General features: G+C 49.3%; 10 protein-coding genes and 1 tRNA gene. 9 read left to right on the forward strand and 2 right to left on the reverse strand.

Annotation, left to right across the window (positions count from 1 at the left end; translation table 11 throughout):
- Position 1 precedes the first annotated feature (1 nt).
- Positions 2–76, forward strand: a tRNA-Gln gene (locus BM082_RS11315).
- Positions 77–243: 167 nt separating this feature from the next.
- Positions 244–1,731 carry a protein adenylyltransferase SelO gene (locus BM082_RS11320; protein ID WP_074926964.1) on the forward strand — a complete coding sequence of 496 codons (1,488 nt, stop codon included), beginning with the start codon at positions 244–246 and terminating at the stop codon, positions 1,729–1,731.
- A gap of 91 nt (positions 1,732–1,822) precedes the next feature.
- Here the strand turns inward: BM082_RS11320 and BM082_RS11325 are convergent, their stop codons facing one another.
- Entirely contained in the window at positions 1,823–2,983 is a 1,161-nt protein-coding gene (locus tag BM082_RS11325) for a 2-octaprenyl-3-methyl-6-methoxy-1,4-benzoquinol hydroxylase (protein ID WP_074926966.1), read from the reverse strand.
- A gap of 291 nt (positions 2,984–3,274) precedes the next feature.
- Here BM082_RS11325 and miaB point away from each other — a divergent pair, with 291 nt between their 5' ends.
- From miaB to BM082_RS11355, 6 genes are all read left to right on the forward strand, one after another.
- A complete protein-coding gene (gene miaB, locus BM082_RS11330; RefSeq protein ID WP_017012653.1) occupies positions 3,275–4,699 on the forward strand; it encodes a tRNA (N6-isopentenyl adenosine(37)-C2)-methylthiotransferase MiaB in 1,425 nt (474 codons plus the stop codon).
- Between the two features lie 166 nt (positions 4,700–4,865).
- Positions 4,866–5,957, forward strand: a complete 1,092-nt coding sequence (locus BM082_RS11335) for a PhoH family protein (protein WP_026024683.1) — start codon at positions 4,866–4,868, stop codon at positions 5,955–5,957.
- Positions 5,958–6,422 (forward strand): rRNA maturation RNase YbeY, encoded by a 465-nt coding sequence (gene ybeY / locus BM082_RS11340; RefSeq protein ID WP_017012651.1) that lies wholly within the window; start codon positions 5,958–5,960, stop codon positions 6,420–6,422.
- Positions 6,423–6,446: 24 nt separating this feature from the next.
- Complete coding sequence (corC, locus tag BM082_RS11345; RefSeq protein ID WP_017011298.1) at positions 6,447–7,313, forward strand: CNNM family magnesium/cobalt transport protein CorC; 867 nt, start codon at positions 6,447–6,449, stop codon at positions 7,311–7,313.
- Positions 7,314–7,320: 7 nt separating this feature from the next.
- A complete protein-coding gene (gene lnt / locus BM082_RS11350; RefSeq protein ID WP_074926968.1) occupies positions 7,321–8,871 on the forward strand; it encodes an apolipoprotein N-acyltransferase in 1,551 nt (516 codons plus the stop codon).
- Between the two features lie 109 nt (positions 8,872–8,980).
- Positions 8,981–9,565: a lipid-binding SYLF domain-containing protein gene (locus BM082_RS11355; RefSeq protein ID WP_017012648.1), complete on the forward strand. Its 585-nt coding sequence runs from the start codon at positions 8,981–8,983 to the stop codon at positions 9,563–9,565.
- Positions 9,566–9,672: 107 nt separating this feature from the next.
- Here BM082_RS11355 and BM082_RS11360 read toward each other — a convergent pair whose 3' ends face one another.
- Positions 9,673–10,158: a zinc ribbon-containing protein gene (locus BM082_RS11360; protein ID WP_017011302.1), complete on the reverse strand. Its 486-nt coding sequence runs from the start codon at positions 10,156–10,158 to the stop codon at positions 9,673–9,675.
- Positions 10,159–10,265: 107 nt separating this feature from the next.
- Between BM082_RS11360 and leuS the strand changes: the two genes are divergently transcribed.
- Entirely contained in the window at positions 10,266–12,839 is a 2,574-nt protein-coding gene (leuS, locus tag BM082_RS11365; protein ID WP_074926970.1) for a leucine--tRNA ligase, read from the forward strand.
- The last annotated feature ends 9 nt before the right edge of the window (positions 12,840–12,848 follow it).

Consider the following 12,848-nt stretch of genomic DNA (forward strand, 5'->3'; position numbering starts at 1 on the left):
TTGGGATATCGCCAAGCGGTAAGGCAGCGGCTTTTGATGCCGCCATTCCCTGGTTCGAATCCAGGTATCCCAGCCACAACATTTAAAAGCTCACCTTCGGGTGGGCTTTTTTTGTTTTAGCCCTTCTCTTTGACCTCTCCTCGTTTTACCTTTTAATCCGCATGGTTGAATCATCCCCCATACTCTGTAGTCTTAGTTCTCAGAGCTAAATGATCGCAGCATAAAAGTAGGGAAGCAGTATCTATGACCAATCGCACCCACTCTCCTCATTCAAACCCCATTGCAATGCAGCGCTATACCAGTCTGCCTGACGATATGTATGTCGCTCTAGCGCCTACGCGCAGCGAAAGCCCGACAATGCTTACCGTCAATACAGGGCTGATTGAAGAGTATGGCCTTTCTGTCGAATGGTTCGAAAGCGCTGACGCATTGGGCTTATTGTCTGGCAATCACGATTATGACGGTGCTTCTCCGATTGCCATGGCGTATTCAGGCCACCAGTTTGGGCATTTTTCGCCACTGCTTGGCGATGGTCGCGCACATATGCTCGGCCAATTAGAGACTGCAGACGGCAAGTGGGTGGATGTGCAACTTAAAGGATCAGGGCGAACCCCTTTTTCTCGCGGCGGTGATGGCAGAGCCACGCTAGGAGCGGTGATTCGCGAATACCTCATCAGTGAAGCCATGGCGGGTCTTGGCATTCCTACAACGCGCACGCTGGCCTTGGTGACGACAGGTGAAAGCATCATGCGTGATTATCAAATGGTGCCCGGTGCGATTCAGGTTAGAACAGCAGAAAGCCACTTGCGTGTTGGGTCGTTTCAATATGCGTATTCAAAACTGGGGAAAGATGGCGTAAAGGCCCTTGCTGATTTCGCCATTGAACAGCACTTTCCGGAAATCAAAGGCAGGGACGACAAATACCCCGCTTTCCTTGAAGCGGTTTCTCTTCGCCAAGCCGATTTGATTTCGCAATGGATGCTTGTGGGCTTTATTCATGGTGTGATGAATACAGACAATGCTGCGATTGTCGGTGAATCTATCGACTTTGGCCCATGTGCCTTTATGGACGATTTCAAAGCCAATAAAGTCTTTAGCTCCATCGACAGAGACAGTCGCTATGCTTGGAAGCAACAGGCGTCGATTGGCTACTGGAACTTACAGCGTCTTGCAGAAACCTTGTTACCTTTGTTTGATGACGACACTGATAACGCAGTGAAAACCGCAGAAACGCAAATTGGCGCCTTCATTCCACGCTTCCAATTGGCATTCCAAGAAGGGCTAAAGCGAAAGTTGGGCATCGCCAGTGATTCAGATGCTGCTGATGCCTTTGTCGATAATGTAATGCCTGTTCTCGAAGATGAGCATATCGACTTTACGTTGTTCTTTGATGCACTGACCTCAGTGGCTGAAGGCGGATCAGAGGATATCTTGTTGCGTTACTTTGATAATGCAGAAAAAGGGAAAGATTGGTTAAAAAAATGGCGACAATTCAGCGATCGTGACCAAGCGACGTTAACCGCCATGAGAAACGCTAATCCTGCATTGATTGCAAGAAACCACCAAGTGGAGAAAGCGATTGACGATGCCACAGAGCGCAATGACTTTACCTTGTTCCATCGACTCAGCAATGCCCTGAAAACCCCTTACGTAGTGAGCGACAAGAACGTTGATCTTCAAGAGGCACCGCTGCCGGAACAATGTGTATTGCGAACCTTTTGCGGGACGTAATACTTGCTTGAAGCATAGGGCCAATTCACATCCATAAAAAATGGGGCTTCATCGCCCCATTTCTCATCCATCCCCTAGCGAGCGTTAAGTGCTAAAGGCCCATGGCGTATTTCAGCACCTGTGTTTTTATTGGCCCACTGTTTTCCGCCAGCTTCAACCCAATATTGCGCAGCAGTTTCAACGGCACGATATCGTTGCTGAACCCGCCGTAAAACACATCCATGCCCGCTTGCATCAATAAATTGTCAGGCTTACGTTTTCGCTCGTAGGCAGCAAGCACAACGTTATCTGCCCACTCCGTGCCTGCATCTGCAACCACATCAAGCAAGGCATCGACATCTTTGAACCCAAGGTTAACCCCCTGCCCCGCAAGTGGATTGATGGTATGCGCTGCATCACCAAGGATCACAACGCTTTTGCTGTAGTAACGCTGAGCATGACGACGGGTGAGTGGGAATGCGCCTTGCGCGATAACCTCAATCTCGCCAAGCTCTGGCGGGAAATGCGACACAATTTCTTGTTTTAGCGCGTCAGGCGACATCGCACAAAGCTGCTTGATGCGTGTGGGATTGTCATACCATACCAGCGAGCCTTGATGACCCGGTAGCGGCAAAAATGAGCGAGGGCCTTCCGGCGTAAACCACTGCCACGTAATGTCTTGCTGCGGCAGTTCGGTGCTTACGTTCACCAGCATGCAGTGTTGTCGATAATCCCATGCCGTTACCCCAATGTTGGCATAATCACGAACGCGAGAATTTGCACCATCTGCACCGACGAGCCAACGGCCTTGCAGCTGGTCACCGTTATCAAGCTCAACAGCATGCCCGTCATGTTCCGCCCACATCGTTTTGATGGTATTCGGACAGAACAAGGTTAAATTCTCGTGGGCTTCACACGCTTCCCACAGTGCCAATTGGAGAATGCGGTTTTCGACAATAAAGCCCAGCGCCATCAAATCCATGCTGTCACTGCTAAAGCGGATTCGACAATCAGGATGATCCCACGTTTCCAATCGACGGTAGGGGCAAAGTCGCATCCTGAGGACGGCATCCCACACTTTGAGCGATTTGAGTAAAGAAACCGATGACGGTGAAATCGCGGAAACCCGCAAATCCATAGGCTGCTCAGCGGAAAAAGGCTTGGGCGCTTCTCTTTCCACCATGGCAACACGCTTTCCCTGCTTAGCAAGGCCAAGTGCCGTTGCGGCGCCCACCATGCCGCCGCCAACCACGATAATATCGAATTGTTTCATAAGACAATCTCTTTAAATCCTTCCTGCATTCTACTGACAACCAGATTAAATGCGACATTCAGGGTCTTATCTCCGCGTGAAATCCACCATTAAATTTGGGGAGAACGTGATCTGGTCACAGAATGTCTAAAGCAGTACAATACGCGGCTTGCTGTTAACCAGCGCAGTTTCTCTGCGGGTTAACCAAAAACAGATTAAACATTTTCGACTGACACTCACACTCTGATATTGCATCATGTGTAGACCTCTCAGCCGAAAGACGTAGAAACATCAACGTGAGCAATGAGTTACATGGCTAAGAAACTGCTGATCAAAACCTGGGGCTGTCAGATGAACGAATACGATTCATCAAAAATGGCAGATCTTCTCAATGCGGCCGGCGGCTACGAGTTGACCGAAGAGCCGGAAGAAGCAGACGTACTGCTGCTTAATACCTGTTCGATCCGTGAGAAAGCTCAGGAGAAAGTGTTCCACCAGTTGGGACGCTGGAAAAACTTAAAAGATCAGAATCCTGATCTTGTGATCGGTGTTGGCGGTTGTGTGGCAACGCAAGAAGGCGACCACATTCGCGAGCGCGCACCTTATGTTGATGTAATTTTTGGCCCACAAACACTGCACCGTTTGCCTGAGATGATTAAACAATCTCGCGCAGACCACGGCCCAGTCATGGACATTTCTTTCCCTGAGATTGAGAAGTTCGATAACTTGCCAGAGCCACGCGCAGAAGGCCCAACCGCATTCGTTTCCATCATGGAAGGCTGTTCGAAGTACTGCACATTCTGTGTGGTGCCTTACACCCGTGGTGAAGAAGTCAGCCGTCCACTTGACGACGTACTTTATGAAATCGCACAGCTTGCAGAACAAGGCGTTCGAGAAGTGAACCTTCTTGGCCAAAACGTAAATGCATTCCGCGGTGAAATGCATGATGGCGATATCTGTTCATTTGCAGAATTGCTTCGCTATGTGGCAGCGATCGACGGTATTGACCGTATTCGCTACACCACCAGCCACCCGATTGAATTTACCGATGACATCATCGATGTGTACCGTGACACACCAGAAGTGGTTAACCACCTGCACTTACCTGTGCAAAGTGGTTCGGACCGTATCCTGACCATGATGAAGCGTCCTCATACTGCCATTGAGTACAAATCGAAAATCCGTAAATTGCGAGAAGTCCGTCCAGACATCGCCATGAGTTCTGACTTCATTGTCGGGTTCCCTGGCGAAGAAGACGCTGATTTCCAAGCGACGATGAAGCTAATTCGTGATATTAACTTCGACATGAGCTTTAGCTTCGTGTATTCACCACGCCCAGGCACGCCAGCGGCAGACATGCCAGATGACACGCCTGAGCAAGTGAAGAAAGAGCGTTTGTACGAGCTACAACAGCAAATTAACGCACAAACCATGATTTTTGCTCGCCAGATGCTAGACACTGAGCAACGTATTTTGGTTGAAGGCCCATCCCGTAAGAATCTGATGGAACTTCGCGGCCGTACTGAAAACAACCGCGTCGTGAATTTTGAAGGTTCTGTTGATTTGATCGGTCAATTTGTAGACGTGAAGATCACTAACGTACTGACTAATTCCCTTCGTGGTGAATTGATTCGTACTGAAAAAGACATGAACCTGCGTATTGCCATCTCTCCTTTAGAGATGATCGCAAAGACACGCAAAGAAGATGATCTTGGTGTGGGCGTGTATACTCCTTAATAACACGGAGGCCACACGGCCATTCGACACCCCGCTGTCACGGCGGGGGGAATCACTGGTTTTAGGCGTGAGAGTGCGCCGCCATATCAGCGTCAAACTAGCTGCGAGAAGCTTCCATCCCTACGCAGCTTCTATTGATAGCGATATTAAGCTTGCGAGGACAGCATTGAACAAAGTCATTACCCTAGAATTGTTGCTGGAACCAGAAGACAATTCACGCCTAGCCAGCCTTTGCGGCCCATTCGATGACAACATCAAGCAACTAGAACGCCGCCTAGGTGTCGAAATTAATCACCGAAGCCATCAATTTTCTGTCGTTGGCAAAGAACACACCGCCACTGCCGCAATCGATATTCTGAAAACGCTTTACGTAGAAACTGCGCCTGTTAAAAACCAAACGCCGGATTTGGAGCCTGAGCAAGTTCACTTAGCGATCAAAGAAAGTGGCGTACTCGAACAGACGGTTGAATCATCGATTCCTTACGGAAAAGAAATCAACATCAAGACCAAAAAAGGCGTGATTAAGCCGCGTACACCCAACCAAGCGCAATACATTGCGAACATGGTGACGCATGACATCACTTTTGGTGTTGGCCCTGCGGGTACGGGTAAAACCTACCTTGCCGTCGCTGCCGCAGTAGATGCACTTGAGCGCCAAGAAATCCGTCGAATTTTGCTGACACGCCCTGCGGTTGAAGCGGGTGAAAAACTCGGTTTCTTGCCCGGTGATTTAAGCCAGAAGGTCGACCCCTACTTGCGCCCGCTTTACGACGCCCTATTTGAAATGCTGGGTTTCGAGCGTGTAGAAAAATTGATTGAGCGAAATATCATCGAAGTGGCACCGCTCGCTTATATGCGTGGTCGCACACTGAATGATGCGTTCATCATTCTGGATGAAAGCCAGAACACCACCGTAGAACAAATGAAAATGTTCCTCACGCGTATTGGTTTTAACAGCCGCGCGGTGATTACAGGTGACGTGACGCAAATCGATTTACCACGAAATACTCGCTCAGGTCTTCGCCATGCCATTGAGGTGTTGGCCGACGTGAACGAAATTAGCTTTAACTTTTTCCAAGCCGACGATGTTGTTCGTCACCCTGTTGTCGCGCGCATTGTTTTGGCTTATGAAGCTTGGGAAGCAGAAGACGCTAAAGCGCGTAAATATGCTGAAGAGCGTCGTAGACTAGAGCGTGAAGCCGCACTAAACGCAGTTTCACACTCAGAAGAAAAGCCATCAGAAGAGAAGCAACCTTAAATGCAATACTATGTCGACTTACAAGTCGCAACGAAAAATGCAGAGAACCTGCCGTCAGAAGAACAGCTTCAGACGTGGTTTGAACAAGCGGTGAAATCTTTTCGCAAACAAGCGGAAACGACCATTCGTATCGTTGATGAGTTTGAAAGCCAAAGCCTAAACCGTGACTACCGCGGCAAGGACAAACCAACGAATGTTTTGTCATTTCCTTTTGAAGCGCCTCCTGGTGTAGAGTTAGATCTACTAGGCGACCTGATAATTTGCCGTCAGGTTGTAGAAAAAGAAGCAAAAGAACAGAATAAAGACCTGTTTGCCCATTGGGCCCACATGGTTGTACACGGCAGTCTCCATCTGCTAGGTTATGACCATATTGATGATGAAGAAGCGGAAGAAATGGAATCTCTCGAGATTTCTATCATGACTGCACTTGAGTTTCCGAACCCATACGCAGCCGATTTCATCTAAATTAACGTTGTAAATATTGAGACAATGAACGAAGACAACTCACAAAGCTCTGACGGTCCGAGTAGAAAGACCTTCTTCGAACGCCTTGGTCAAATCTTTCAGGGAGACCCGAAAGACCGCCAGGAATTAGTAGATGTATTCCGTGATTCGGAACAGAACGATCTAATCGATCACGAAACACGGGACATGCTAGAAGGCGTAATGCAAATCTCTGAGATGCGCATTCGCGATATCATGATTCCACGTTCGCAGATGGTGACCATCGAACGCGCACAACCTCTCGAGGAAATCATTAACGTTATCAACGATGCCCAGCACTCGCGCTATCCGGTAATCAGCGATGACAAAGACCATGTTGAAGGCATTTTGCTAGCGAAAGATTTACTTCGCTACTTGATCCACGACAGCGAACCGTTCGACATCGACAAGGTTATTCGCCCTGCCGTTGTTGTACCGGAAAGCAAGCGTGTTGACCGACTCCTTAAGGAGTTTCAGGCTGAACGCTACCACATGGCCATTGTTGTCGATGAATTCGGTGGTGTATCTGGCGTTGTAACCATTGAAGATATTCTCGAAGAAATCGTCGGCGATATTGAAGATGAATATGACGACGATGAAGAGCAAGAAATCCGCCAGTTGAGCAAGCACACCTTTGCGGTGAAAGCACTCACAACACTGGAAGATTTCAATGAGAAATTTGGCTCTCAATTTAATGACGATGACATCGACACCATTGGTGGATTGGTAATGACCAGCTTCGGTCACCTGCCAACACGTGGTGAAGAAGTTGATATCGAAAACTTCCACTTCAAAGTGACAGCAGCCGACAGTCGACGTGTTATCCAATTGCAGGTTACTATCCCAGACCTTACTGCAGAGGAAACGGCATAATCGTCACATGCTAAACGTTAAAACTTTTAAGCGGCCCCAAGTATTCAAGCGGATCTTCGGGGCCGCTTTTTCTGGTGCGCTCGCGACACTGGCATTCGCCCCGTATTCATTTTGGCCAGCCATGCTGGTTTCTTTGGTTCTGTTATTCCTACTTATCCATAAGCAATCGCCCAAACGCGCCGCGCTCATTGGTTTTAGCTGGGGGTTGGGACAATTCTCAACGGGTATCGGTTGGGTGTATGTGGTCATCGAGCAATTTGGAGGGCTTCCAACCGCGGTCGGTTTGATTCTCATCGGCTTACTCGTCACTTACCTTGCGCTTTTCCCCGCGCTATTTGGCTACCTACTCAAACGTATTCAACTTCCTTTGGCGCAATCTTATTTGCTGCTTGCACCTTCGCTGTGGCTGCTCATCGATTGGTTCAGAGGATGGTTCTTAACGGGCTTCCCATGGCTCTGGCCGGGCTACAGCCAAATAGATAGCCCTCTTGCCGCCTTTGCCCCTATGTTTGGCGTACAAGGCATTACACTGGCTGTCGTGGTCATCGCGGCGTCTATCACCCTAACGTTACTAAGCCGAAAAGCGACCATGCTATTACCTGCCCTTGTTGTGGCAGTGGTTGCTGTTGTTTCAGGCCAAATGCAATGGGTACAAGAAACCGGAAAAACGGTTGATGTGGCCATGGTGCAAGGGAATGTTCCTCAAGAACTAAAATGGCTACCAAGCCAGCGCTGGCCAACCTTATTAAGTTACCAAGACATGACCCGCCAAAACTGGGATGCAGACATTGTGATCTGGCCAGAAGCTGCCATTCCAGCCCTTGAGCGTGATCTTCCTGATTTCTTGGCAAGGCTTGATGCGGCGGCGCGTAATAATGATTCCGCCATCATCGCTGGCGTGCTCGACCAAAACCCGCAGGGGCAGTTCTATAACAACGTGATCACCTTAGGTGACAACGGCACGGAGGGTTACAGCTATCCGGCTACCGAGAGCTACAGTAAACACCACTTGCTGGTGTTCGGAGAATTTGTGCCGTTTGCTGACATTCTACGCCCGCTCGCGCCCTTGTTTAATTTGCCGATGTCATCCTTTAGCCGCGGTGATTACACACAGCCAAACATTGATGCTAAGGGCTACCAGTTGGCACCGGCCATTTGCTATGAAATTGCCTTTAGCGATCAAGTTCGTCATAGCCTGACGCCCGATTCCGATTTTATTTTGACGCTTTCAAACGACACATGGTTTGGTACCTCTATTGGCCCCCACCAGCACCTTGAAATCGCTCAAATGCGCGCACTTGAGAACGGCAAGCCCGTGTTTCGTGCTACCAACACAGGGCTCACGGCTGCGATTGACTACAAAGGTCAAATCATTGAGCAGATCCCACAGTTCGAAACCGTCGTCCTGCGTACCGACATCGCTACAACGAACGGGCAAACGCCGTATACCCGCTTCGGTGATTGGCCGCTGTACCTGTGGATTGTACTTTCCGGTATCGCGCTTCTTTTGATGCGTCGCGCTCAACAATCAACAACTGTTGGCGAGTCGCAAAAATAAGAGCAAACATCTCTGAATTTACCGTGTCCTACGTTACATTGAAACTGAGGTTGAAAGGCAACCTCAGTCTTCTTTGAGCGGCTTTTTAGCACCAGACACGGAGATTCTCATGCGCGCCTTAGCTCGATACGCTTCACTCTTCTCACTGCTTTTTACCTCGATATTCTTCACGCCAGCACAAGCTGCAGAGCCTTCGGCTGAATTATTTGCAGACACCCGCGCGGCTCTCGCGAATTTTCATCGCTTCGATCCTGTTAAACCGTTTTTCGAAAAAGCCTACGGTTACGCGGTATTTCCGTCTGTGGGCAAAGGAGGATTCTGGATTGGGGGCGCTTACGGCAATGGCCTTGTCTATCAGGGTAGTCAAACCGTTGCCGAGGCTGAACTCATTCAAGTGTCGATTGGATTAACCTTCGGTGGACAAGCCTTCAGCGAGATTTTGTTTTTCGAAGATAAGGAAACATTCGACAATTTTATGTCGGGAAGTTTTGAACTTGGCGCACAAGCCTCAGCCACCGCATTAACGGAAGGCGCGGCCGCACACGTCGGTACAACAGGCACGTCCGCCAGTGCTGGAAGCGTTCAATCAAAAGCGTATTACATCAATGGCGTCGCCATTTTCACGCAAGCCAAAGGCGGGTTAATGCTGGAAGCCGCACTTGCCGGTCAAACGTTTAACATCGAGCGGTTTTAGCGAATGTAAGGGAAGAGCGGTACTCGGTACTGCAATATTTTTTCAAGATCAGAGGCACTGTCAAGCTTTTGCTCTTTCTAGTCCCTGCTCTTCCTGCTCTCCCAGCTCTAAGCCGGATACGCCTTGCGACTAAAATGCTTGCTGCCGCATTTTATGCAATTCGTTAGCACCCCAACGTGACTGTGTTCAGTCTGATTACCGCATTTTTCACAAATCAAAATGCCCAGACCGACCACTTCACCTGACTGATAAACGCCGTGATGCTGAATATCTTTCAACACTTCACGCCACTCAAGCTGGGTCTTGTCGGTGATTTCTGCGAGTTGCTCCCACAGCGTGTTAGCAATGAGGCTTTTGAACAGCTCGCCGTCATCTGCGCGGTCTTCAGACGCGTTATATTGCTCGCTGAACTCCTGCACATCGCGCTTGAAATACGCTTCGATCAGGGCCAATTCATCCTTGGTCATGTCCGATGCGGCTTCAAAATAACGCTCTGATAAATCAACCCAACGTTGGAGCTCTTCAGGGCTGTGCTTTAAAGCGTCGCTAACCCGTTGAACGATCAACTTGTACTCTGCTTTTTGCTCTGACATAGGCCACCTCTGCATTCAACTGTTGTTGCGCCTTCTACCTTTAGTTATTCTATGTCGATTATTAAGATTCATTTTATACCTATCTCACAATTTCCCGGATGTCATCGATGCAAGAACAATACCGTCCTCAGGACATAGAGCCTAAAGTTCAGGCTGATTGGGACAACAACAAAACCTTCGTGGTTCAAGAAGACCCGAACAAGGAAAAGTTCTACTGCCTATCCATGTTCCCGTACCCAAGCGGCCGACTGCACATGGGTCACGTGCGTAACTACACCATCGGTGATGTGATCTCTCGCTACCAGCGACTGCAAGGCAAGAATGTCATGCAGCCAATCGGCTGGGATGCATTTGGTCTGCCTGCTGAAAACGCGGCTGTTAAAAACAAAACAGCACCCGCGCCTTGGACCTACGAGAATATTGAGTATATGAAGAACCAGCTAAAACTGCTGGGCTTCGGCTACGATTGGGATCGCGAATTCGCGACCTGTACGCCTGAATACTACCGCTGGGAACAAGAATTCTTCACCAAGCTTTACGAAAAAGGCCTGGTATACAAGAAAACCTCTTCAGTTAACTGGTGTCCGAACGACCAAACCGTTCTTGCGAACGAGCAGGTTGAAGACGGCTGCTGCTGGCGTTGTGACACCCCAGTAGAGCAAAAAGAAATTCCACAGTGGTTCATTAAGATCACTGCCTACGCACAAGAGTTACTTGACGATCTAGATACCCTAGAAGGTTGGCCTGACATGGTGAAAACCATGCAACGCAACTGGATTGGTCGCTCAGAAGGCGTTGAGTTGTCATTCAACGTGGCTGACAACCCTGTTCTAGAAGTGTATACCACGCGTCCTGACACCCTAATGGGTGTGACTTACGTGGGCATTGCAGCGGGTCACCCTCTTGCGGCTAAAGCGGCAGAGACGAACCCAGAGCTTGCAGCGTTTATCGATGAGTGCCGTAACACCAAGGTTGCAGAAGCAGAGCTTGCGACCATGGAGAAAAAAGGCATGGATACAGGCCTCAAGGCAATCCATCCTCTAAACGGCCGTGAAGTGCCTATCTTCGTCGCAAACTTCGTACTGATGGATTACGGAACAGGTGCCGTGATGGCCGTTCCTGGTCACGACCAGCGCGATTTTGAGTTTGCAACCAAGTACGGCCTGGAGATCACGCCAGTGATCTTGGCTGAAGACGGCAACGCACCGGACATTTCTGAAGCAGCACACACTGAAAAAGGTGTTCTGTTTAATTCTGGCGAATTCGATGGTTTGGCGTTCGAAGCAGCGTTTGACGCAATTGCGGCAAAACTTGAGTCAGAGGGCAAAGGCCACAAGACAGTTAACTTCCGTCTACGTGACTGGGGTGTTTCTCGACAACGTTACTGGGGTTCTCCAATCCCAATGGTGACCACTGAAGATGGCCAAGTACACCCAGTACCTGCCGACCAACTGCCAGTGATCTTGCCAGAAGACGTTGTCATGGACGGCGTTACCAGCCCAATCAAAGCAGATAAAACGTGGGCAGAAACTACCTTTAACGGTGAGCCTGCACTGCGTGAAACCGATACCTTCGACACCTTCATGGAGTCTTCTTGGTACTACGCGCGTTACTGTTCACCGAAAGCTGACCAAATGCTGGATTCAGATGCAGCAAACTACTGGTTGCCTGTTGACCAATACGTGGGTGGTATCGAACACGCCGTGATGCACTTGTTGTACTCTCGCTTCTTCCACAAGCTACTGCGTGATGCAGGCATGGTTGAAAGTGACGAGCCGTTCAAACAACTGCTGTGCCAAGGCATGGTATTGGCTGACGCTTACTACTACAACAACGAGAAAGGCGGGAAGGTTTGGGTTTCTCCTACTGACGTGACCGTTGAGCGTGACGAAAAAGGCCGCATCACCAGCGCGGTTGATACCGAAGGCAATAACCTTGTGCACTCAGGCATGACCAAAATGTCTAAGTCAAAGAACAACGGTATCGATCCGCAAGAAATGGTTGATAAGTACGGTGCAGACACCGTTCGCTTGTTCATGATGTTCGCGTCTCCAGCAGACATGACACTTGAATGGCAAGAATCAGGCGTTGAAGGTGCTAACCGCTTCCTGAAACGTATCTGGAAATTGGTATTCGACCACACGTCTAAAGGCGCTGTGGCGGCACTGGATGCTTCTTCACTGAATGCAGATCAGAAAACACTGCGCCGTGAAGTACACAAAACCATTGCTAAAGTGAGCGATGACATTGGCCGTCGTCAAACCTTTAACACGGCAATTGCAGCTGTGATGGAACTGATGAACCGTCTGTCAAAAGCACCACAAGAGACCGACACTGACCGCGCTATCCTCGACGAAGCGTTGAAAGCCGTTGTCGTGATGCTTTACCCAATCACGCCGCACATCAGCAATGAGTTGTGGACTGCACTGGGCGAAACTGACGCAGACCACGCTGCATGGCCAGAAGCTGACCAAAGCGCAATGATTGAAGATGAAAAACTGATCATTGTTCAAGTTAACGGCAAGCTTCGTGCGAAAATCACTGTTGCGGCTGATGCTGCAAAAGATGACGTTGAAGCCATGGCGCAAAACGACGAGCACGTTGTTAAGTTCACCGAAGGGAAAACCATTCGTAAGGTGATCTACGTGCCGGGCAAACTGGTTAATATCGTTGCAAGCTAAGCGCTTTGC

This window comes from Enterovibrio norvegicus DSM 15893, from assembly GCF_900115495.1.
Classification (GTDB): domain Bacteria; phylum Pseudomonadota; class Gammaproteobacteria; order Enterobacterales; family Vibrionaceae; genus Enterovibrio; species Enterovibrio norvegicus.